General features: G+C 70.3%; 14 protein-coding genes. 6 read left to right on the plus strand and 8 right to left on the minus strand.

Annotation, left to right across the window (positions count from 1 at the left end; genetic code table 11):
* Positions 1–52: 52 nt before the first annotated feature.
* The gene (phnD, locus tag ACCD11_RS20675) at positions 53–1,126 is read right to left on the minus strand and encodes a phosphate/phosphite/phosphonate ABC transporter substrate-binding protein (protein WP_413315301.1); all 1,074 of its coding nucleotides are present in this window, start codon (positions 1,124–1,126) and stop codon (positions 53–55) included.
* Entirely contained in the window at positions 1,126–2,160 is a 1,035-nt protein-coding gene (gene phnD / locus ACCD11_RS20680) for a phosphate/phosphite/phosphonate ABC transporter substrate-binding protein (RefSeq protein ID WP_413315277.1), read from the minus strand. The genes phnD (ACCD11_RS20675) and phnD (ACCD11_RS20680) overlap by 1 nt, the downstream gene beginning before the upstream one ends.
* Before the next feature lie 161 nt (positions 2,161–2,321).
* On the opposite strand from phnD (ACCD11_RS20680), the gene ACCD11_RS20685 reads away from it, so the two are divergent.
* The 4 genes from ACCD11_RS20685 (at position 2,322) to ACCD11_RS20700 (ending at position 8,406) form a co-directional block, all read left to right on the plus strand.
* Positions 2,322–4,211: an ATP-binding protein gene (locus ACCD11_RS20685; RefSeq protein ID WP_413315278.1), complete on the plus strand. Its 1,890-nt coding sequence runs from the start codon at positions 2,322–2,324 to the stop codon at positions 4,209–4,211.
* 155 nt (positions 4,212–4,366) lie between these two features.
* Positions 4,367–5,434, plus strand: coding sequence for an ABC transporter substrate binding protein (locus ACCD11_RS20690; protein ID WP_413315279.1), 1,068 nt, complete (start codon positions 4,367–4,369; stop codon positions 5,432–5,434).
* A 47-nt stretch (positions 5,435–5,481) separates the two neighbouring features.
* Positions 5,482–7,404 carry an ATP-binding protein gene (locus tag ACCD11_RS20695; protein ID WP_413315280.1) on the plus strand — a complete coding sequence of 641 codons (1,923 nt, stop codon included), beginning with the start codon at positions 5,482–5,484 and terminating at the stop codon, positions 7,402–7,404.
* Between the two features lie 132 nt (positions 7,405–7,536).
* Positions 7,537–8,406: an FkbM family methyltransferase gene (locus ACCD11_RS20700; protein WP_413315281.1), complete on the plus strand. Its 870-nt coding sequence runs from the start codon at positions 7,537–7,539 to the stop codon at positions 8,404–8,406.
* 26 nt (positions 8,407–8,432) lie between these two features.
* Here the strand turns inward: ACCD11_RS20700 and ACCD11_RS20705 are convergent, their stop codons facing one another.
* Entirely contained in the window at positions 8,433–9,410 is a 978-nt protein-coding gene (locus tag ACCD11_RS20705; RefSeq protein WP_413315282.1) for a GlxA family transcriptional regulator, read from the minus strand.
* Between the two features lie 100 nt (positions 9,411–9,510).
* Here ACCD11_RS20705 and ACCD11_RS20710 point away from each other — a divergent pair, with 100 nt between their 5' ends.
* Positions 9,511–10,143, plus strand: a complete 633-nt coding sequence (locus tag ACCD11_RS20710; protein ID WP_413315283.1) for a cysteine hydrolase family protein — start codon at positions 9,511–9,513, stop codon at positions 10,141–10,143.
* A gap of 10 nt (positions 10,144–10,153) precedes the next feature.
* Here ACCD11_RS20710 and ACCD11_RS20715 read toward each other — a convergent pair whose 3' ends face one another.
* The 5 genes from ACCD11_RS20715 to ACCD11_RS20735 form a co-directional block, all read right to left on the minus strand.
* A complete protein-coding gene (locus tag ACCD11_RS20715; RefSeq protein WP_413315284.1) occupies positions 10,154–15,961 on the minus strand; it encodes a filamentous hemagglutinin N-terminal domain-containing protein in 5,808 nt (1,935 codons plus the stop codon).
* A gap of 7 nt (positions 15,962–15,968) precedes the next feature.
* Positions 15,969–17,678 (minus strand): ShlB/FhaC/HecB family hemolysin secretion/activation protein, encoded by a 1,710-nt coding sequence (locus tag ACCD11_RS20720; protein ID WP_413315285.1) that lies wholly within the window; start codon positions 17,676–17,678, stop codon positions 15,969–15,971.
* Between the two features lie 139 nt (positions 17,679–17,817).
* Positions 17,818–19,842: a CHAT domain-containing protein gene (locus tag ACCD11_RS20725; protein ID WP_413315286.1), complete on the minus strand. Its 2,025-nt coding sequence runs from the start codon at positions 19,840–19,842 to the stop codon at positions 17,818–17,820.
* 289 nt (positions 19,843–20,131) lie between these two features.
* Positions 20,132–22,327, minus strand: a complete 2,196-nt coding sequence (locus tag ACCD11_RS20730; protein WP_413315302.1) for a catalase — start codon at positions 22,325–22,327, stop codon at positions 20,132–20,134.
* 35 nt (positions 22,328–22,362) lie between these two features.
* On the minus strand, positions 22,363–22,512 hold the full coding sequence (locus ACCD11_RS20735) for a hypothetical protein (protein WP_007829937.1): 150 nt from the start codon (positions 22,510–22,512) through the stop codon (positions 22,363–22,365).
* 229 nt (positions 22,513–22,741) lie between these two features.
* Here ACCD11_RS20735 and ACCD11_RS20740 point away from each other — a divergent pair, with 229 nt between their 5' ends.
* Positions 22,742–23,560 carry a transglutaminase-like domain-containing protein gene (locus ACCD11_RS20740; RefSeq protein WP_007829931.1) on the plus strand — a complete coding sequence of 273 codons (819 nt, stop codon included), beginning with the start codon at positions 22,742–22,744 and terminating at the stop codon, positions 23,558–23,560.
* Positions 23,561–23,567: the final 7 nt, after the last annotated feature.

Consider the following 23,567-nt stretch of genomic DNA (forward strand, 5'->3'; position numbering starts at 1 on the left):
GGGGTTTTGGAGCTACGGCGAAGGGAGTAGATGCGCTGCTTCCAGCGTTCGGTCAGCGTGCGGCCGCGCGCAAGGTCTCGACCTGCTCCGCGTAGGTCTTCTCGATGCGCTGCAGCCGCTGTTCGCGTGCTGCCTCGTTGACCCACGAGGCCGACATGGCGCGCTGCCTGCCCAGCTGGTATTCGAGCCGTGCCTGCGGCAGCAGCGCGCTGTCATCGGCCGCGGCATAGCCGTAGGCCGCGCGCAGGGTCTTCAGCACTTCTCGCTCGGCGTCGCCGCGCGCGCCCTTGGCCTTGCCATAGCCGGTCAGGAAGCTCTGCAGCCGCGCCTGGAACTCCGGCGGGTAGTCGCGCCGCACCACCATCGGCGCGCCGGGCGGCTGCTCCGATTGCCAAACCACCTGCAGCCGCTCGGCTTCCACCGGGAACTGCTGGCGAAAGCGCTCGAAGTCGGTGGTGTTGTTGGTGGCCACGTCGGCATCGCCGTTCGCCACCGCCAGCGCGGTGGCCTGATGGGTGCCGACGAACTCGCTGCGAAAGCGCGTCTCCATCTCGATGTTGTGCGGCAGGAAGAGCTGGCTCTGCGGCACGATGAAGCCGGTGACCGAACGGCTGTCGCCGCGCGCGAGCCGCCATTTCTCGGGCTGCGCGAGCACGCCTTCGAGCGTGTTGAGCGGCCCGTCCTTGCGCACCAGCAGCACGGCGCGGTGCTCGGGCACGCTGGGGTGCCGCGCGATCTGCGCCACCACCTTCATGCGCCGCTGCATCACGGCGTCGAGCGCCATCTTGGCCGAGAGGAAGGCCATGTCGATCTCGTCGCGGCCGATGGCACGGTCCAGCTCCTCGTACGTCGGCACCGAATAGGCGCTCACCGGAATGCCGAGGCTGCGGCTCATGTCGGCCATGAGCGGCGTCCACAGCGCGCGCGATTCGACAGCGCCGCCCAGCGGCAGCACGCCGAAGCGGATCATCCTGACGGCCGGCGGCACGGGGGTGGCCTTGTCGGTCTTCTCGGTCGATGCGGCGGCGCCCGCACCCTGCGCCATGGCCATCAAGGGCCCGGCAAGCACGGCGGCCAGAAAAGCCAGCAGCCACCATGGCGGGACCAACGCGCGCAAGGGCTTCATCACGGTGTCGTGTCCCTGAGCACGGTGACCTGGTCCGCATAGCCGCTCTCGATGCGCTGCAGGCGGGCCTGGCGCGCGGCGTCGTTCACCCATTGCGCGGTCATGGCGTTCTGCCTGGCGAGCTGGTAGGCCAGCTTGGCCGCGGGCTGCAGCGAGCTGTTGTCGGCGGCCACGAAGCCGGCCAGGTCGTGCAGCGACTTGAGCACCGCGCGCTCGGCGTCGCCGCGCGGCCCCTTGGCGCGGCCGTAGCCGACCAGGAAGGCCTGCACGCGCTTGCGCAGTTCGGGCGGGTATTCGCGGCGCACCACGATCTGGGCATGCGGGATCAGCTCCGACTCCCACAGCACCTGCAGGCGCTCCGTCTCGGCCGGAAAGCGCAGCTTGAAGCGCTCGAAGTCGGCCGAGTTGTTGGTGGCCACGTCGGCCTCGCTGTTGGCCACGGCCAGCGCATTGGTCTGGTGGGTGCCCACGGTCTCGCTGAGAAAGCGCGTCTCCATCGCGATGTGGTTCGGCAGGAAGAGCTGCAGCTGCGGCACGATGAAGCCCGACACCGACTGCTTCTCTCCACGCGCCAGCCGCCAGCGCTCCGGCTGCTCCAGCATGTTCTTCAGCGAATTGAAGGGCGGCGCCTTGCGCGCCAGCAGCAGCGCCCGGTAGCCGGGCAGGCCGTCGTGCCGCACCACCTGCGCCACCACCTTCATGCGGCGCTGGGTCACGGCGTCGAGCGCCATCTTTCCCGACAGGAAGGCCATGTCGACCTCGTCGCGCTGGATGGCCTGCTCCAGCGCCTCGTACGAGTTGACCGACAGCACGCTCACCGGGCGGTCGATGGCGCGGCTCAGCTCGGCCAGCAGCGGGTCCCAGTCGTTGCGCGACTCGAAGGCGCCTCCGAGCGGCAGGATGCCGAAGCGAACCGGCCCGTCCAGCGCGCCGGCCTGGGCCGAGGCCCACAGCGGCAGCCCCACGAACAATGCCAGCGCCGCCGCACGGAGGGCGCCTGGCAAATCGGCAAATCGGCGCATGGAAGCCTGCATTTGTGGGCCTGGGACAAAGGGCCGTTGCGCAGCGGCGGGTCTAACATGGGCAGCGCGGACGCCATTAAATATCAAATACATGCAAGTTTCGTGATGTTTTTCCTGCCTTCCCAGTTCCGGGTTGCCCCTCTAAGCTCGGCGCCCATGCTTGCAATGCCCTTATGAACTGGAACTTCCGCGTCCTGCGCGGCCTGGCCCGCCTGACCTTCGCCCAGCAGCTGATCCTGCTGGCGCTGGTGCCGGCAACGCTGGCCACGCTCGCGGCAATCACCGTGCTGACGCGGCAGCACCTGGGCAATCTCACCGAACTGATGCGCGCCAATGCGCAGACGGTGGCCCTGCAGGTGGCCACGGTGGCGCAGGCGCCACTGGCGCGCATGGACCGCCGCGCGCTGGCGCGCACCGCCCAGTCGGGCACCTACCAGCCCAACGTGCAGCAGGTGCAGATCTGGACGGAGGACGGCGAGATCGTGGCCAATTCCGAAACCGTCGACCGCGTCCGCGGCGACGGCCTGCAGGTGGTGGTGCCCATCGTGGGCGACGACGGCCGGCACACCGGCCAGGTGATGGTCGAGATGAGCCTGGCCGCGGTGCAGAGCGCGCGGCGCTCGGTCTGGTTCAACGTGGGGCTGGTGCTGGCGATCAGCCTCGCCGGCGTGGCCCTGGCGGGCTGGTGGGCGGCGCGCCGCATCAGCGAGCCGATCCGTGCGCTCGGCGAGGCAGTCGATCGCCTCGGCGCGGGCGAGGACGCGAGCGTGGCCGTCGAGGGCACGTCCGAGGTGCGCCACCTGCAGCAGGGCTTCAACCAGGCCGCGCGCGCGCTCGCCGAAAGCCACCGGCTGCTGCAAAGCCGCATCAACGAGGCCACGGCCGAGCTGGCGCGCAAGAACCAGCAGCTCGAGGTGGCGAGCCAGGCCAAGACCCGCCTGCTGGCCGCCGCCAGCCACGACCTGCGCCAGCCGCTGCACGCGCTCACGCTGTTTTCCGACGGCCTGGCCAACGGCGAGACCGACCCGGTGAAGCTGCAGCGCATCGGCCACATCCGCGAGTGCGTCGATTCGCTGGACCGGCTGTTCTCCGAGCTGCTGAACCTGTCGCAGCTCGACGCGGGCGTGCTGCAGCCGCAGTGGATCGACTTCCCGCTCGACCGGCTGTTCGAGGAGATCAGCCGCAACTTCCGTCCGGTGGCCGAGCAGCAGGGCCTGCGGCTGGTGGCGCGCAAGACCGACCTGTGGGTGCGCTGCGACTACGTGATGCTCTCGCGCATCCTGAACAACCTGGTGTCGAACTCGCTGCGCCACACCATCGAGGGCGGCGTGCTGATCGGCGCGCGTCGGCGCGGCCGTGGCGTGCGCATCGACGTGGTCGACACCGGCGTGGGCATTGCCACGCATCACCAGGCCCGTGTGTTCGAGGAGTTCTACCAGGTGGAGCCCACCGGCCGCCAGGCGGCGCGCGGCGCGCGCGGCATGGGGCTGGGCCTGGCCACGGTGCAGCGGCTGGCCGAGCTGCTCAACACCCGCGTCGAACTGAGCTCGAAGCTGCACAAGGGCACCTGCGTGCGGGTGCTGGTGCGTTCGGCGCCGCCCGCGCTGCCGGCACCGGCGGTGTCGCCCGCCGCTGCCGCCATCGAGGAGGAAGAGAGCCTGGCCAACGTGCGCATCCTCGTGATCGACGACGAGCGCACCATCCTCGAAGGCCTGACGGTGGTGCTCTCCAACTGGGGCGCCGAGGTGCTGCCCGCGCAGACCCGCGCCGAGGCGCTGGCACTCGCCGATACCTGGGCGCAGCCGCCCGACATGGTGATCAGCGACCTGCTGCTGCAGGGCGGCGACAACGGGCTCGACGTGATCGGCGCACTCGAGCGCCATCCGCGCGGCATCGGCGCCGGTACCGCGCGCCTGCTCGTTACCGGCGAGACCAAGCCCGACCGGTTGCGCGAAGTGGCGAGTGCAGGCATCGCGGTGCTCTACAAGCCGGTGTCGCCGCGCGTGCTGCGCCAGGCCATTCAAGCGCAGCGCGCGGCCGCCGCGCAAATGGTAGGTGCATAGGTAGTCCGTCGGACATAGGCCGAGCGGCTGCAATGGTGTGAGTTTCGTCACACTGGCAGGCGCCTGCCAGCGCTGACATAAGCCCTCTGCCTTATCGCGCGAAGCGGGGGGCGTCCTTACATTGGACCATCGCTCCTTCGCTGCGAAAGCAGTCCATGTTTGTTGCCGTGAAGTCCTTCTTCTCGCCCCTCTACGGAAGGTTGCGCCGCGCGGCCGGTGCCGCGCTGGCCGCGGGCTTGGCCTGGGGCGCCGGCAGCAGCGCCACGGCGGCGAGCCTCACGGTGCTGATGGGCGACGACGTCGCGGCGTCTTCCGAATTCGTGCAGCGGCTGCGCGCGGACCAGGAGCCGGGCGGCAGGTTCGAGCTGGTGCGACTCGCGCCGGGCGGCGCCGATCCGCAAGCGTCGACGGAAGCTGCGGACGCCGAGCGCACGGCGAACTCCGGCGTGCGCACGCGCAGCCTGCGCACCGCCTCCGATGCTCCGCTCACCATGGCTGTCGGCCCCGCCGCCGCGCGCGCCGCCGTCGAGCGGCCGGGCCACGAGCCGCTGGTGCTGGCGATGCTGAGCCGGCTCGAGTACGAAACCCTGAAGGCCGCCAGCCCCGCCCTGCGGCGCGGCGACCGGCGCGTGGGCGTGCTGCTGCGCGACCCGGCCATGGCCGATCAGCTCGCGCTGATCAACGCGGTGCTGCCGCAGAAGCACCGCGTGGGCGTGGTCGCCACGCCCGAATCGGAGCCGCTGGTGCGCGAGCTGCAGCGCGCGGCACAGGGCGCGAACCCGGCCTGGGAGCTGCGCGTGGAGTACGCACCCGACGCCAGGTCGCTCGCCGCCGCACTGCGCCTCGTGGTGCCGCAGAGCGACGCGCTGATGGTGCTGCCCGACCTGATCGGCGACAACCAGGCGGCCACGCTCTCGGTGCTTCGTGCCGGGGCGGGCGCGGGCCTGCCGGTGTTCGGCGCCAGCGAAGGGCTGGTGCGCTCGGGTGGCCTGGCGGCGGCGGTCTCGACGCCGTCGCAGCTCGCACAGCAGGCGCGGCTGCTCGGCCAGAAGGTGGCGGGTGCGAGCGTGGGTGCCGGTGCGGGCGGCAGCAGCAACAACGTGCCACTGGTGGAAGCCGCAACGCCCGCCACTGTGCGCGTCAACGCCACCGTGGCGCGCGGACTCGGCCTGCGACTGCCGGAGGAACGGGAACTGGCCGACCGCCTCGCGCCCCCCCGATGAGCACCGCACCGCCTTCCCACGGTCCGGTAGCACCCCGGGGGACGCCGGTGTCGTCCCCAACACCGCCGCCGCTCCAGTCTCCCCACACGCTGACCGTGCGCGGCAACCTGCAGCACGACCTGTTCCGCCTTGGCGTGGTGCCGTGCGCGGCGGTGGCGCTGGCGCTCACCGGCTGGTTCACGCACAACCGGCTGCACACCCTCGAAGATGCCTTCGATGCCGAAGGCCAGGCCGTGGCGCGGCAGGTGGCGGCCATGTCCGACCTGAGCCTCTATGCCGGCGACCTGCCGGCGCTGCAGAACGTGGCCAATGCCGCGCTGCGCGGCGGCCAGGTGACGCGCGTGGAAATCAGCAACAGCGCGGGCGTCTACGTCACGGCCGGCCCCAAGACGCCGCCGCTGGCGCAGCTGCGCATGTTCACCGCGCCGGTCACGCTGCGCGAAGCCTCGCGCGCCAGCGCCTTCGCGCCCGCCGGCTCCACCGCGGCGGGCGACACGCCCATCGGCCTGGTGCAGACCTTCCGCGACACCACCGCCTACACGCGCGAGCGCAGCCGCTCGCTGTTCGCGGGCATCGGCATCGCGCTCGTCGCGCTGGTGGCGGCGTGGGCCTCGGTGCGGCACATGGCGCGCACGGTGACGCGGCCACTGCGGCGCGTGTCGCGCACGGTCGCCGCGCTGGAGTCGGGGCACTTCGAGGCGCGCTGCGACGTGGTCGAGGACAGCACGCGCGACACGCACGAACTCGCGGTGCTCGCGCACGACATCGATCGCCTCGCCGAGCGCCTGCAGAGCAACCGCCAGCTCAGCGAGGAGCGCGTGCGCGAGGCCACCGCCGTCGCGCTGCAGCGCATGGCCGAAGCCGAGCAGGCTGCGCTGTCGCGCGCGCGCTTCCTCGCGGCCGCGAGCCACGACCTGCGCCAGCCGCTGCATGCCATGGGCCTGTTCATCGACGGCCTGCTGCCCGGCGCCTCGCCCGCGCAGCGCCCGGCCGTGCTGCGGCTGCAGGAGAGCACGGAGTTCATGGGCGTGCTGCTCGACGACCTGCTCGAGATCTCGCGGCTCGATGCGCAGGTGCTGACCCCGGCGATCACCAACGTGGCGCTGTCCGCGCTGTTCGACCAGCTCGATGCGCAGCATGCCGCCATCGCCGCGCAGGCGCGCGTACGTCTGCGCTGGAGCGGCCGCGGCCTGGCCGTGCGCACCGATGCGGCGATGCTGCAGCGCATCGTCGGCAACCTCGTGGCCAACGCGCTGCGCCATGCGCCCGAGGGCGGCACGGTGCTGGTGGCCGCGCGGCGCAGCACGGCCGGCGTGCGCATCGAGGTGCGCGACAACGGCGTGGGCATCGCGCCGATCCACCAGGGCCGCATCTTCGAGGAGTTCTACCAGGTGGCCAACACCGAGCGCGACCGGCGCCGCGGCTTCGGGCTGGGGCTGGCCATCTGCGCGCGCATCGCTGCGCTGCTGGGCACGCGCATCACCGTGCGCTCCGCGCTGCAGGCGGGCAGCACCTTCGCCTTCACGCTGCCCGCGGCACGGCTGGCCGACGTGACGCCGCCCGACGCGCCACAGCAGGCCCCCGCGCCCCTGGCCGGCCTGCGCTGCCTGGTGGTGGACGACGACCCCGCCATCCTCGACGGCAGCCGCGCCCTGCTGGCGCAATGGGGCTGCGAGGTCGAATGCGTGAACACCGGCGCCGAGGCCATCGCGCGGCTGGGTACCGGCGACATCCGCTACGACGCCGTGCTGTGCGACCTGCAGCTGGCCGGCGATGGCGACGGCGTGGACGTGATCGACGCCGCCAAGCGCCTGCAGCCCGATGCGCTCGCGGTGCTGGTGTCGGGCGCCACCGGGCCCGATGTGCTGCAGCGGCTGCGCCAGGGCGGCGTGATGCTGCTGACCAAGCCGGTTGCGCCGGCCAAGCTGCGCGCGCTGCTGACCACGCGGCGGCACGTGCACGCGAACTGACCTCCTTCAAGGAAACCTGCCGATGCTCGAACTCGCCGCCCTGAAAGACATCCGTCCCTTCGTCGTGACGCTGTTCTGGCTCGACGCCGACATCGGCTTCAAGCCCGAGGCGGCGCGCGGCGGTCCACCGGCATGAACGACGAAGCACTGGCCAGGCTGCTTGCGCTCGATCGCCCCACCCAGGTGGTCGACGTCGGCGCGAACCCGATCGACGGCGAGCCGCCCTACCGCGCGATGCTGGCGGCCGGCCAGTGCCGCGTGACCGGCTTCGAGCCGCAGCCCGACGCGCTGCGCGCATTGCGGCGGCGGCGGGGCACGATGGAGCGCTACTTCCCGTGGGCCGTGGGCGACGGCCGGACACACACGCTCCACGTGTGCGCCGCTCCCGGCATGACCAGCCTGCTCGAACCCGACCCGGCCGCGCTCGCGCTGTTCGACCTGCTGCGGCCGATGGCCCAGGTGGTGGCGCGCGTTGCGGTGCAGACGCGCCGGCTTGACGACATGGAAGAAGTCGAGCACCTCGACTTCCTGAAGATCGACGCGCAAGGCAGCGAGCTGGCGGTGCTGCGCGCAGGCGCGGTCCGGCTGGCGCAGGCCGTCGCGGTGCAGACCGAGGTGTCGTTCGTGCCGATCTACCAGGGGCAGGCATCGATCGGCGACATTGACCTCGAGCTGCGCCGCCAGGGCTTCCTGCCGCATTGCCTGGCCGAACTCAAGCACTGGCCGGTGGCGCCGTGCGTGGTCAACGGTGATCCGTGCCAGCCGCTGCGCCAACTGCTCGAAGCCGACCTGGTCTACGTGCGCGACATCACGCGGCCCGACGCCATGAGCGACGCACAGCTCAAGCACCTGGCCATGCTGGCGCACTGGTGCTTCCGCTCCTTCGACCTGGCGCTGCGCTGCGTGCTGCTGCTGGAGCAGCGCGGCGCGCTGGCCGAAGGCACGCAGGCGCGCTACCTGCGGCTGGCCGCGCGCGCGGCCCTGCCGCCGGCGGCCCACTAAAGCGCTGAGCAGCAAGCAGCGAGGGCTCAGGCCGTCGTCTCGGCCCGCGAGAACTGCCGGCGATACGCCGTCGGCGACACCTTGAACGCGGTGGTGAAATGCTTGCGCAGCGACACCGCCGAACCAAAGCCGGCGCCGGTCGCCACGCGCTCGACCGGATGGTCCGTGGTCTCCAGCAGCCGCTGCGCCAGCGCGAGGCGCTGGTTCTGCACCCACCGGCCCACGGTCGTGCCGGTGGATTCGCGAAAGCGCCGCGTGAAATTGCGTCGGCTCATGAGCGCGCGCCGCGCGAGGTCGTCCAGCTCATGCGACGTATCGAGGTGCTTGCCCAGCCACTCCAGCAGTGGCGCAAGGCGATCGCGCTCGGCCGCGGCGGGCACGGGCTGCTCGATGTACTGCGCCTGCCCGCCCTGCCGGTGCGGCGCGACCACCATGCGCCGCGCGGCGCGGTTGGCCGTCTCGGCGCCGTAGCGCACGCGCAGCAGGTGCAGGCAGCAGTCGATGCCCGCGGCCGTACCGGCGGAGGTGAGCACGCTGCCATCGTCCACGTACAGCACCTCGGGCTGCAGCCGCACCTGCGGGTACTGCTTCGCGAAGGCCGCAGCCAGCTTCCAGTGCGTGGTGGCGGGCCGGCCGTCGAGCAAGCCCGCCTCGGCCAGCACGAAGGCCCCCAGGCACAGGCCGACCACGGTGGCGCCGCGCCGGTGCGCAGCCTGCAGCGCGCGGATCAACGCGGGCGGCGCCGCGCTGCCGTCGTCGCGCCATGAAGGCACCACCACGATCTGCGCGCGGCGGATGGCCTCCAGCCCGTGCGGCACCCCGAGCGTGAAGCCCGCGTTGGTCTTCAGCGGGCCGGGCTCCGGCGCACACACCCGCAGGCGGAAGCGCGGTGCGCCGCTCTCGGTGCGGTCTTCGCCGAACACCATGCACGGCACGGACAGGTGAAAGGGGCTGATGCCGTCGAAGGCGACGACGGCGATGGTTTCGGTGGTTGGCGCTGGCATGGCCCGATCTTATCGATGAATGGCTTTCGGGCCACTTTCTCCGGACTGCGCAACCGCGAAGAATCGGGCCATCCGAACCACACAAGAGAAGGAGCCTTTCATGAGCAGCAACACCGCCCCGCGCCGCGCCCTCGTCGTGATCGACGTGCAGAACGAATACTTCGAAGGCGGCGGCCTGCCGATCGAGTACCCGCCCATCGAAGACACGCTGCCGAACGTGACGAAGGCCATGGACGCGGCACGCACCGCCGGCACACCCGTCGTCGTGGTGCGCCACCATGCCCCCAAGGGCGCGCCGGTGTTCCAGGCCGACACCCACAACGGCCAGCTGCACCCCGAGATCGCGAAGCGGCCGCGCGACCACCTCGTCACCAAGAGCTTCCCGAGCGTGTTCACCGGCACCGACTTCGCCGACTGGCTCGCGCGCCACGAGATCGACACGCTGAGCGTGGCCGGCTACATGACGCAGAACTGCGATGCCTCCACCGTGTACGAGGCCATGCACCGCGGTCTGAACGTGGAGTTCCTGTCCGACGCCAGCGGCGCGCTGCCGTACGAGAACGCCGCGGGTAAGGTCACGGCCGAGGAGATCCATCGCGTCTTCAGCGTGGTGTTCCACAGCAACTTCGCGGCCGTGACCACGACCGCGGCATGGATCGCCGCGATGCAGGAAGGCCAGGCGATCCCGAAGGACAACGTCGTGATGTCCAACCGCCGCGCACGCGGCGTCTGAGCGGCTTCGTTCAGAAGTCCGCGCAGCCGTTGCGCTTCTCGGTGTCCACGCAATTCAGCAGGTTGGGCCGAGAGCGCACGCGGGACCATTCGCGCGCCAGCAGGTCGCCGCCCTGCTGCGCACGGTCGCCCTCCAGCGGCCCGGTGGCAAAGCAGATCGGCGGCGCGCCGAGGTTGCGGTCGAAGGTGTAGGTGTTGGTGTTGGGCAGCTCGCGCACCAGGTCCGCGCTCGGGAAGTCCGGCCGGCGCAGGTTCGCCGTCACGGTCAGCGTCCCGGGCACCACGTCCACCGCATAGCCGGCCGCCGAAGTGAAGCTGCCGGTGATCGGATAGCGCCCCGCAGGGCTGAAGGCGCCCGCCGAGCTCGCGGGCGTGCCCAGGAAGCCGGCCGCGCCGTCGCCCAGGATCAGCCCGCCGATGGTGAAGCCGAAGGGCGGGTTGGCCATGCCGAAGGGCCGGCTGGCGTCGCCGATGACCACCGTGGCCCGCGGCTGCTGGGCGTAGATGAAGTGGTTGTCGCCCGGCGTGATGCTCACGGTGCACAGGCCCAGATAGGCGCAGTGGTACAGGTTGGGCGTGGCGCCCGAGCCGGCGATGCCGCCGCGCGACTCGCCCAGCCAGGTGTCGGCCCAGATGCGCCAGGGCGCGCCGCCGATGCTGCCGCCGCCCGCATTCTGGAAGCGTGACGCAGCGACCAGGTCGGCGCCCGAGGTGCTGATGACGGCGGTGTCCAGCGTGAGATCGCCCGAGAGCGTGCGCACGAACACCGTGTCGGCGGCCATCGAGGTGGCCGACACCACCTGCGGCTGGTTGGTGCCGGCGTCGAAGCCGGTGACCGACAGCGCGCCGATGCGCACGCCATCCACGTCCTGATAGCGGAAGGCGCCGGCAGCGCCGCCGCCCAGCGTGTTCTCGCTCACGTTGTTGGCCGCCTGGTCCAGCAGCACGCTGCCGCGGCTGGAGCGCGCCAGCAGGTGCTGGGCGGTGATCGGTGCTTTCACCGTCTGCGTGATGTCGCCGGCCGAGAGCAGGCCCAGGCGGTCCGCCGTGACGGCGCCGTTCAGCACGATGCCGCCCGTGCCGTCGCCCTGGCCTTCGTTCTGCAGCGTGAGCGCGCCGCCGGTCGCCACCGGGCCGGCCACGGTGATGGTGCCGTCGTGCGTGCTGCTGCCCACCACCACTGTCGGCGCGCTCAACCGCGACAGCAGCGCATCCGACAGCGTGAACCCGGGCCCCGCCGCGCCTCCGACGGTGATGCCGGTGCTCGTGGCGTCGTAGGCGTTGAGCGCCCCGTCCATGCCGCCCGGCCGCAGGTTGATGACGCCGGCGGCGCTCACCGGCACATCGATTGCCAGGGCCGGCGCGCTGCCGTCGTTGCTGACGCGCAGCACCAGGTTGCCGCTGCTTTGCACCTGCGGCACCGCGCCGGGACCGCCGGTGAACGACGAGATGCCGGGCTGGATCGACACGCCGGGGGTGCCCCGCAGGGAGCTGCCGGTCAGCTCGATGCTGCCGCCGCCGGTGGTGGCCAGGCGCGCGCCGTCTTCCAGCCGCACGCCGCTGTCGGTGCCGTCGACCGGCGCGCTGGCAAACAGGCCCCGCAGCGCGATGTTGCCGCTGCCGGTGGTGATGCTGCTGCCGCCGGTGACCAGCACGCCGTGCGTCGCAAAGGACGCGTTCGAGCCGCGGTCGAAGTCCTGCACGCCCCGGATCAGCACGTTGCCGCTGGTGGTCGAGATGGCGGTGGAGACCGGGACACCCACGGCCCTCAGGAAGAGGGAGTCCAGCTGCACCGCGCTGCCGCTCTGGCCCGTGCCGCCGGTCCCCGTGATGGTCACGTCGCCGGTGGCGCTGTCGATGCGCGCTCCGTTGATGCTCACGCCGCCGCCGGCGATGCTCACGGCGCCGCCGGCGCCCGCATCGGACTGGCCGACGCGCGTGTCGATCTGGGTGCCCTGCAGCAGGACAAAACCCGAGGGCGCACCGGTCTGTCCGTTGAGGATCGACACCGCCCCGCCGTTGGTGATGATCCGGTTGTTGAACCTGCTGGTCACCGAATCGTAGATGCCGCCGACGCCATGCGCATGGATGGACACCGCGCCGCCGCCCGTGTCGATGGTGCCGTCGAGATCGATGTTGATGTCGCTGAACGCGGGGCTGCTGCCGGTGAAGCCGGAGTCCAGCGTCACGCTGCCGCCGCGCGTGTGCACATCGCCGCTGAGCGCGACGAACTGGGTGGTGCTTGGCCCGTCCGTCAGCAGGCGCAGCTCGCCGCCGCCGGTGTCGATGCTGGCGGAATTGAAAACCACTTCGGCATAGCCCGTGCCCGTGGCGTGCGCCAGCACGCGGCCCCCGTTGGTGGAGATGACGGCCTGATCGGCCCCCGTATTGCCGAAGTAATGGACGTAGCCCTCGAGCGCCCCGGCAGAACCGGCGTTGAAGATCACGTCCATCGGCCCCGTCGTCGAGCGGATGATGGGCGCCACATACGCACTGGAAAAGACACGGTCGCCGATCGAGTGCGCCGCATCCAGCTCGAACGCCAGTGGCGCGCTGCCCACCGTTCGCTCGATCAGCATGCCGCTGCCGAAGCGGATGTCGCCCGCGTCCGTGCCGCCGCTGCCCGTGGTGATGGTCACGCTCGTGCCGCTGTTCAGCGCGCTGTTGATGTCGCCGTCCTGGATGGTCGAGGTGGCCACCGGCTCGAAGGGATTGGTGGGCAGCGAGCCGCTGGCCGTCCCGTGTGCGATGGTCACGTCGTAGGGATCGATGATCCAACGGCCCGCCTGGCCCGCAGGGGCCGAGGCATCGACGCGGATGCCGCTCAGGTCGAACGAGCCGCCCGAGGTTTCGATCGTGCCGCCGTTGCCGCCGGCGCTGCCGCCCCTGGCTTCGAAATTGCCGAGGGCCCGGATCGAGTTGTCGCCCAAGACGGTGATGCGTCCGCCGTTGCCGCTGCCCAGGGCATTGGCCTGCAGGACGGCGCCGCCCTCGACCACCGCCACGCCGCTGCGGATGACGTCCGCCTGGGCCACCGCGTGCAGGTCGATGCTGCCGCCGCCGGTCAAGCCGCTGGCGTCGATGGCGCGGGGCAGGTCGGATTGGGCGGCAACCAGGATGTTGCGCCCCGTCACGTGGACGGTCCCGCCGGCACCGGCGTCGTTCGACACGTCGACCAGCGGCTGGTCGTAGCCGGTGGCCGCCAGGCGCACGTCGCCGAGGCCGGCGCCGATGCTCACCTGTCCTCCGTGCGCCACCAGGCTTCGGCCGCCGGCGACGTTGACCGCCCAGGCATCGAAGGTGTCCGGTGTGATGACGGGCGTTCCGTTGGCGTCGTTGACGACCTGGAAGCCCTGGCTGCCCGCGGTGCCGGTCACGCTCAGCGTCTGCCCCTGGCCGGCCTGGATGCTGCTGCCGGTAATGGCCGTGCCGTCGCCCGCCGCGAAGTGCGAGCCGATGACGGTGCCGCCGCTGTCCGTCACGCCGCCGAGCACCCCCATGAGGCCCAGGTCGTTGCGCAGCCCGGAAAGATCGCCGCCCTGGCCGGCGATGCTCACGCTGCCGCCGGTGCTGATGGCCGCGCCCGACAGCACCACGCCGGTGCCGGCGCCCAGCCCTGGGTCCTGGCCCGCGCCCTGGCCGTAGCCGTAGTAGGCGCCCGTCGGGTTGGCGCCGGCCGGGCTGCGCGAACTGCCCGCCAGCGTGATGGTGCCGCTGCCCGAGGTCAGCGTGGGCGCCCCACCCAGCGCCGAGGGCGACAGCGACAGGCCGGAAGCGCCGATGCCGCCGCGTCCGTCGAGATTGATCGCGCCGGCGCCGGTGGTCATCGAACCACCGACCATGTCGATGCCCGAATGGCTGACGTGGAGCGTGGTGGCGCCGGTGGCCACGCCCGCGCTGGTGTCGCCCTGCGCGCGCATCGTGATGCTGCCGCTGCCCCCGCAGGCTTCGCCCGGACTCACGGCGCAGGTGGAGAGTTTGCTGTCGGCCAGCAGGATCGCTGCCACGGGCTGCGTGGCAGGACTTGGGCCGACTTCGAGGCCGGAGGAGATTCCTCCGACCATCAGGCTGCCGATGGCGCGTCCGTTCTCCGCGTCGCTCTGGCCATAGAGGCGGATGTTGCCGCCGTCGGTCTGGACAGTCGCGCCGCTCAGGACGATGGTTCCGGCGCGGCCGGTGGTGGCCGTGTCGGGCAAAGGCCCCCCGAAGGCGTCGGCGTTGAGATCGACGTTCAGCGGGCCATTCTGGTTCGACAGGATGCTGCCGGACACCCCGATGTTGGTTCCCGAGTTCACCGCGAGCGTGGTGGCGCGGCTGTCGCCGTTCTTCACGATCTGCGCCCCGCTATCGATGCTCACGCCGTTGCCGCTGCGGGTCCAGCCCACCGGCTCCGTGTTCAGCCGCATGGCCTCGCTCGTGACACTCACATCGGTGCCCCGCCCGAGCGCGCCGCCGATGGCCTTGTCGCTGACCGCGGAGATGTCGGTGTAGGTCGCGAGGTTGTTCGTCACGGCCAGGTCGATCCTGGACTTCACTTCCCACAGGCCGTTCTGGCCGCTGGCGCCGCCGCTGGCATCGACGACCGTGTTTTCGTCCACCACCAGCCGGTCGCCGCCGAGGCCGGCGCCCACGCTTTCCGTCGTCACCGTGCCGCCGGCGCCGCTGCCCAGGCCGCGGGCCGTGAGCTGGCCCGAAATCTGCACGTTGCCGCCGCTCACACGCACCGTGCCGCCGGCCGCGCCGGCCTCCACCGCGCTGGCGTCCAGCGTGCCGCTCGTCGCCACGCCGGCGCGCGAGACAAAGGCAGAGCCGATCCCCTCGAGCACGATCTCGCCGCCCCGGTTGACCAGCGAACGCGCCTGCACGGTGCCGCTCTGGTTGACCACCAGCTGGCCGTAGTCGGAAGCGCCCACCAGCACCACGCGGCCGCCGTCGGCGGCGATGGTGCCGGACCTCGCGTTCGCGCTGCCCGCGGCCGGGCCGTTCATCACCTGTGCCGTGGTGCTGGCGTCGAGAAGGGGATCCGGACCCGTCGTGGTGGTTTGCACCGCGCCAAGGTCGATGTGCATCAGCCCGTCGGCGGGCACGGTGAACCGGGTCAACCCGTCGCCCTGGAAGTCCAGCGTCACCTTGGAGGCCGACACCAGCCCCACCGAACCCTGCGCCACGCTGATCTGGCCCTCGTTGCGCACGAGCGCGCCGATCAGCCCGGCCGTGCCGCCCTGGCCGACCTGGATGACCGCGCCGTCCTGCACCATCACGCGCGCGGTGCTGGTGGCATCGTTGGCACCACCACCGAACAACAGTTGACTGCCCTTCCCCACCACGCTGACGTCCTTGGCGATCTGGCTGTCGCTGATGTCCAGCGTGGATGCCACCAGCCCGCCGACGTTCACCTGAGCGCCGTTGCCGAAGAGAATGCCCGAGGGGTTGACCACGAACACATGCCCGTTGGCCGACAGTGCGCCGTTGATGACCGACTGTTCGATCACTCCGCCGGTGCCCACCACCCGGTTGAGCATCACGCTCGCGGAGCCCATCTGCTGATTGATGTTGAGCGTATTGCCGCCGGCCAGCGAAAACGCACGCCAGTTGACGATCGCGTTCATCGTGGCCTGGTTGAGCGTCTGCCTGGTCGCCGTGCCATTGGGGCCGACGTTCACATTGCCGAACACCACGGCGCCGCTCTGGGGAAAACCCGTCGGCAGGCTGAGCTGCGCCCAGGCCGGCACCATGCCCACACAGGCCAGCGACAGCGCCAGCGGCTGAAGGCGCCAGTGCCGCGGCAGGGCCTTCGCGGAAAGATCACGGTTTCTCATGGTGCCCTCAGAAGGTCTTTTGCGCCTGCACGTACAGCCGCGGGTTGTGCCCGCCGCCGTCGGTGCGCGCGGGGTCGGTGCCGGCGCGCCAGGCCAGCGTGGCGTTGATGGTGAAGTTGCCGGGCCGCGTCCAGCTCAGGCCGATGCCCGCACCGCGCAGGCTGCGCGAATTGGGGCTGGCGTCGAAGATCGTGGGGTTCTTGATCTGGCGCCCGTGCGCCGCGTCGTAGAACACGAAGGGCGTGAACTCGGCGTCGAGCGACCAGCGCCATTCCACGGTGGCGATCAGGCCCTGGTCCACCAGCAATTCGCCCGAGGGGTAGGCGCGCACGGCACGCGCGCCGCCCAGCGAAAGCTTCTCCGAGGCATCGAGGTTCTTGCTGGCCCACTGGCCGCCCAGCGCCAGGTACAGCGAATGCCGGGGCAGCACCCCCTGCAGGCGCGAGAACTGGAAAGTGGCCTTGGTGAAGCCGCCCTCGGTGCGGTGGCCGCCCAGGCCCTGGTCGGTCTGCAGGCTGTCGGCATCGCGGATCGAGAGCCTGCCGTGGTAGAGCGTGCCGGTGCTGGCCCAGTAGCCGCCGCCCAGCCAGTCGTCGCGGCGCTCCCAGGTCCAGCCCAGGCCGAAGCCGCGCACCCGCTTGCGCGCCGAGAAGTCGACCGCCGTGTACTCGTCGGTGAGCTTCTTGCTGTCGGCCGACAGGCGCAGGAAGAGGTTTTGCTGGCGCTGGCGGATGAGCGGGTAGCTCAGCGAGACGTCGAACACGTCGGCCTTGCCCTGTGCACCCAGCTCCGAAAACTCGCCGCCCAGCTCGTAATTGACGCGCGCCAGCCCCACGCCGACGCGCAGGCCGCTGCTGCCGATGGGCGCCTCGTAGGCGACGCGGCCGAACTGCAGCGCATTGCCGTTGGAGACCATGGCGCGCAGGTCCAGGTTGTCACCGATGCCGAAGGGGCTTGCCCAGCGCAGCGTGCCGCCGAGGCGGTAGCGGCCCGACTCCTTCGTGCCGTGGTTGTCGGCCTCGGCCGTGAAGGCCCAGCGCGGCGCGGCGACCACTTCCACCGACAGGTCGGTGGTGCCGGACTGCGAGCCTTCCTGCAGGCCCGATGACACCTTGACGCCGGGCTGGTCGGACAGCAGCAGCATGGCGCGCTCATAAGCCGGCGCGCTCACGGCCTCGCCGGGCTGCAGCGGCGCGAGGAAGCCGCGCACGCGCGATTCGCTGGTCGGCGCATCGGGCGCGACCACCACGTCGACCTTGCCGAGGCGGCCTTCGATCACGCTGATCTCGACGATACCGTCGCGCACGGTCTGCACCGGCACCACGGCCTGCGCCAGGAAGTAGCCGCGCTCCTTGTAGCGTGCGGTGATGGCCTTTGCGAGTTCTTCGAGATCGCCGAGCGTGACGTCGCGGCCGATGTAGGGGGCGGTGATGGATTGCAGTTCTTCGTTGCTCAGCGCTTTCACGCCGTTGAGCCGCAAGTCGTTGAGCCTGAACGTCGAGCCGGCGGGGCGCGGCGGCGCGGGCAGGCTCTGCGGTGCGACGGCACCGGTGGGGGCTTGCGCGAGCGGGCGATCGCAGGTGCCGCAGGGGTCCTGGGTCGACAGCAAAGTGTTGGTATCGGACGCGTGCGTACGCTCGGCTGCGACCAGCAAGGTTGCACTGACCAAGGCTGTGACTGCGAAGGCAATCGGGGTGGGGCGTTGACTGGCGCGCATATGTCAGTGCTCCGTTGCGCGTTGCGTTGCTGGCTGTTCGGAGTGCGTGCACAGGCCACCGGGTACTCCCCTCCGCGAATGTCCCCCGTCGGCGTGATCGCCCCCCAAACAGCGCTCTTCAAAAACAAGGCACGTCATCTCATCCCCCCACCGTAAGACGCCAGTTGCCGATCAGGTTGAACGGCGCCCAGAAGAAGGGATGGGACATCTTGGGGTCCTTCAACACCGCGAGTTGTCCGGCCTGCATGGCCTTCTGGATGTCGCGCCCCTTGGCCAGCTCGCCGTAGAGCGTGCTCATGAGCACCGCGGTCGCGTCGTCCGACACCGGCCACAGCGAGGCGATCAGGCTGGAGCTGCCGGCCGAGAGGAACGAGCGCGTGAAGCCCAGCACCTCGTCGCCTTGTGCGATGCGCCCGAGGCCCGACTCGCAGGCCGACAGTGTGACCAGCGCGGTGCCGTCCATCGGCAGCCCGAGGATCTCGTGCGCTTCCAGAAAATTCTGCTTGCCGCCTTCGTTGGCCAACAGGATGCGCGAGTACAGCGGATCGACCGCGTCGGCCTCGGCATGCGCCGCCACATGCATCAGCGGCGAGCGCGTGGCCACGTCGCGAAACTGCGTCTTGGTGGCGGCCGCGCCCATGTACACGGTGTTGCGCGGGAACAGCTGCGCGAGCTGCTTCACCTCGGTCTCGGCGCCGGGCAGGTCGTACTTGTCCTCGATGCGCGGATTGCCGAAGGCGGTAAGCGACGCGTTCACGCGCGGCGTGCGCTGCGCGAGCTGCACGGCGATGCTGATCGACGGCGCCACAGCCACCGGATGCTTCTCGATGACGTAACGGCCATCCAGCCGCAGCGCCTGGAACGGCAGGTAGTGCAGCGGCCCGTGCGGCACCACGATCAGCCGCTGCCCCGGCGCGAGGCCGAGCGGCCCGAGCAGCGCGGCGCCCAGCTTGTCTGCGTTGGTGATGGCGGCGCGGCGGCCGCGCACGATGGAATTGCGGAAGGTCTCGACCAGCTCGTTGAGGTCGTCGCGCTTCACGGCCACCGTCTTCTCGGTGATGTCGCCGGAACTCACGACCCACACCACGAGGCGGTCGGGCAGCGAGTGGAACTGCACCACGCGCTCGTCGGGTGCCAGCATGCGCTGCAGCGCGGCGAGATCGACGGTGTTGGCGGCCTGCTCGTTGATCTTGGCCCGGCCGCGCACCGCGTCGAGCAATGCGCGCGAGCGGCTGTGCTCGCTCACCTCGAAGGCCTGGCGCGCATCGCCCGCGTCGCTGTAGATGGCCACGCCGCGCTCGAACACCGATTGCAGGTCCGAGAACAGGCCCATCTTGAATTCCTCGCTGCGGAATTTGGCACGCACCTTGTCGACGTCGCCGAGCGCGCGGCCCACGGCTTCGGCCGCGGCCTGCTTCTGGCCCAGCGCGAGTTCGCTGCGCGCCACGCCGTCCCAGGCCCAGAGACGGTAGTACTCGGTGTCGGCGCCGACCTGCCGCGCGGTGAGTGCGCGGTACATGTCGCGCGCCTCGGCGGGCTTGTTCTCGGCCAGCAGCAGCCGCGCGCGGGTGCGGTCGAGCTGCGCGGTGAGCGGTGCGTCCTTCGGCGGCGCCATGGTGCCAAGCACTTCGCGTGCCCGCGCCGGGTCGCCCGATTCGATCAGCGCATTGACCAGCGAGGCCTGCACCAGCGGTGCATAGCGCGGCGAGCTGTTGGCCAATGCCTCGTCGTAGCTGAGCACCGCGCCGGAAAAATCGCCGCGGCGCGTGCGCACGTCGCCGATCACTTTCTGCACCGGGCCGACCACCAGCTTGGGATCGCGCGCCGGGTGCTTGAGCGCTTCGCGTGCGAACTCCTCGGCCTTCTCGAGCTGGCCCGAGTAGCTGTAGACGATGGCCAGGTCGCGATTGGCCATGGCCATCAGGTTCGGATCGTTGGTGGCGTTGGCCAGGTGCAGCGCCTTGCTCGCGGCGCGCACGCTCTGGCGGAACTCGCCGGCCTCCGCCAGTGCGACGGCCTGGCTGCAGTATTGGTAACCCGAGAGCTTGACCGCGTCCTGCCCGTAGAGCACCGCGCCCTCGCTGGTCAATGCCAGCAAGGTGTCGGTGTCGTCCAGGCGGGCCTGCTCCATCTTGCTGGCTGCGGCTTCGGCATTCGACGACACCGCCGGCACTGCTGGACGTTGCTGCTGCTGTGCCGATGCCGAAGGGCCGAAGCCCAGGAAAAGAATGCCTGCAAGACCGAGAGCACTCGCGACAGCTGCACGACAACGTGCCGGGCGCTGCCATCCCCATCTCGAAAACCAAGCCATTGGACCCCCGTGCGCAGCCCTGTGAGCCCGCGGTCAGCGGACCATCGACGTCGCGAGAGTGCGCGCCGTTCAGGCCTCGGGGGGAAAGTCTAGGAGCGGCCTCCTGCCGCGCCTATTCGCAATACGGTCTAGCGCAAATGGACTACGCGGGCACCGCGTCGACGTTGGCACGGTCCCAGTGCCGGTGCTTGGCGATGGCCGCGATGAAATCGTTCGCCACCTGCATCGCCGCCGTCGTGTCGCCCAGGTTGGTGACCGGCGTGGCCGCCACCACCACGCCCGCCGGCATATCGGCCGGCGGCGTGTCCGCGGCGATACCGAGCGTGGACAGTAGCCGCACGCCCTCGCCCACCGTGCAGATCGCCTTGCAGTGCTTGTAGGCCTCGAGCACGAAGTGCACCGCATCGCCGATGCCCGACATCGCGGCGGCGCTCTCGCTGCCGGCCGGCACGAGCACGGCGTCGAACATCACCGAGGGCGTGTTGGCGAAGGTCATGTCGACGTCGATCTGGCGCTTCGATGCGCTGGCGACAGTGCCCAGCTTCGGGCCCACTGTCTTGCATTGCGCACCGGCCTGCTCGAGCGCATCGCGGATCGGCTTCAGCGAAGCCGAATCGACACCATCGGCCACGAGGACCGCGACCTTGCGCGTGCGGATGGAGCCGTCGCCCGTGTCGACCATGCGCAGCGCCGGCGACTCGTCGATGGGCAGCGATATGCGGTGGTCGCGAAAGCCCGCGCGCCCCGCCGCCGCCCTGGCATCGGGCTCGCCGATGCCCAGCGGCTCGGCCACGCGGCGTGCCAGCTTCTCGTCCACGTGCGCGAGGTTGTCTACCATGCGCTGGCGGATGGCCGGCACGTCGAGCTTCGACAGCTCGAAGCGGAAGGCCGCGATGATGTGCTCCTTCTCGGCCGCGCTCTGGCTGTTGAAGAACAGGCGCGCCTGCGTGAAGTGGTCGTCGAACGAGGGGCTGCGGCGGCGCACCTTGGGCGACTCGGTCTCTTCCGGAAACGACTGGAAGCCGTGGCTGCCGCCGTCCACGCGGAACTCCGTGCCGCTGCCCAGCGTGTTGGGCTCGTAGGCCACCTGGCCGCGCGCGATGGTCTGCCTGTGCATGCCGTCGCGCTGGAAGTTGTGGAACGGGCACACGCCCTTGTTGATCGGCAGTTCGTGGAAGTTGGCGCCGCCCAGGCGCGAGATCTGCGTGTCGGTGTACGAGAACAGGCGCCCCTGCAGCAGCGGGTCGTTGCTGAAGTCGATGCCGGGCACCACGTGGCCCGGATGGAAGGCCACCTGCTCGGTCTCGGCGAAGAAGTTGTCGGGGTTGCGGTTGAGCACCAGCCTGCCGATCTTCTGCACCGGCACCATTTCTTCTGGAATCAGCTTGGTGGGGTCGAGCAGGTCGAAGCCCAGCGAGTGCTCCTTGTCCTGCGCGATCATCTGCACGCCGAGCTCCCACTCGGGGAAGTCGCCGTTCTCGATGGCTTCCCACAGGTCGCGCCGATGGAAGTCCGGGTCCTTGCCGGCAATCTTCTGCGCCTCGTCCCACGCGAGGCCGTGGATGCCGAGCTTGGGCTTCCAGTGGAACTTCACGAAGTGGCTCTCGCCGCGGCTGTTGACGAAGCGGAAGGTGTGCACGCCGAAGCCTTCCATCATGCGCAGGCTGCGCGGAATGGCGCGGTCGCTCATGGCCCACATCAGCATGTGGGTGCTCTCGGGCATCAGCGAGGCGAAGTCCCAGAAGGTGTCGTGCGCACTCGCGGCCTGCGGCATCTCGTGGTGCGGCTCGGGCTTCACGGCGTGGATGAGGTCGGGGAACTTGATCGCGTCCTGGATGAAGAACACCGGGATGTTGTTGCCCACGAGGTCGTAATTGCCCTCGCGGGTGTAGAACTTGACGGCGAAGCCGCGCACGTCGCGCACCGTGTCGGCCGAGCCGCGCGAGCCGGCCACGGTCGAGAAGCGCACGAAGACGGGCGTCTTCACGTCCGGGTCCTGCAGGAAGTCGGCGCAGGTGAACTGCGACATCGACTTGTAGACCTGGAAGTAGCCGTGCGCCGCCGAGCCGCGCGCGTGCACGGCGCGCTCCGGGATGCGCTCGTGGTCGAAGTGCGTGATCTTCTCGCGCAGGATGAAGTCTTCCAGCAGCGTCGGACCGCGCACGCCCGCTTTCAGCGAGTTGTGGTTGTCGGGTACCTGCAGACCCTGGTTGGTGGTCAGGGTCGTCGGATGCTCGACGGTGAAGCCTTCGAGCTGCAGCTGCTTGGCGTTGCTGCCGCCGCCCGCCTTGGCGGCGCTGGCGCGGCGGCCTGCGGCAGCCTTGTTCTGCGGCGTCATCGTGGATCTGCTGGAGTCTTTCATGGGGTGGGCGTTCAGCCCGTTTCGTTGTTGTCGAGGAACATGTCGAGCACGTTGACCAGGGCGATCAGGCAAATGCTGCCCGCCGCGGCGGCGACGGTCCACAACAGGATTTCAGCGCCCCAGGTGCCGATGAACGAGTCGAAAAGCGATGAGAACTCCATGGTCCACTCCGGGGCTGCAAGCGAAATGCAAGGTTATGTTTCGCAGCGCCCGGACCCCGTAGTGGCCGCCCTTCCACCGCTGTGGGAGAAGGCACGCGGACGAGGTAGGAGCGGGCCGACAGCACCTCCTGCCCGCCTACGAAGCTTCGCGCGCCCTGGCCGTGGGATCGGGGAGCGCCGTCGCATAGCATGGGTCCAACACAGGGAAGAAAGAAAGAAGAAAAGAACCATGCTGATCAGAATCGGTTTCGACATCGAACTCGGCGTCACCGCCCCCACGGCCGTGATCTACATGCTCCAGGTGCATCCCTCGCGCGCCCGGGACCTGCAAGGGGAGGAGAACATCACGCTCAGCCCGCCACTGGCCACCGACCATTACCTGGACGGATTCGGCAACCACTGCGCGCGCGTGCACGTCCCCCCGGGAGTGAAGAGCGTGCGCCTGCGCAACCGCGCGGTGGTGTACGACACCGGCTGGCCCGACCCGGTGGACTTCGGCGCCGTCGGGCACATGGCGGCCGACCTGCCGGTGGACACGCTGCCCTTCGTGCTGCCGAGCCGCTATTGCGAGGTCGACAGCGAATTGCTGGAGTTCGCCTGGGCCAACTTCTCGAACGTGGCGCCGGGCTGGTCGCGCGTGCAGGCGATCTGCGACTTCGTGCACCGGCACCTGCGCTTCGACTACGGGAACGCGCGGGCCACGCGCACCGCCACGGAAGGCTTTCGCGAAGGCACGGGCGTATGCCGCGACTTCGCGCACCTCGCGATCACCCTGTGCCGCTGCATGAACATTCCGGCGCGCTACGTGACGGGCTATCTCGGCGATATCGGCATTCCGCCGGTGCCTTCTCCGATGGACTTCAGCGCATGGTTCGAGGTGTACCTGGGCAACCGCTGGCACACCTTCGACGCGCGCCACAACACGCCGCGCATCGGCCGCGTGGTGATCGCGCGCGGGCGCGACGCGGCGGACGTGCCGATCACGATGGTGTTCGGCGCGAACACGCTGGAGCGCTTTGAAGTGACGACCGAGGAAGTGCTTCAGTAGCGTCGGG

The organism is Variovorax sp. Varisp36 (genome assembly GCF_047304235.1).
Lineage (GTDB): Bacteria > Pseudomonadota > Gammaproteobacteria > Burkholderiales > Burkholderiaceae_C > Variovorax.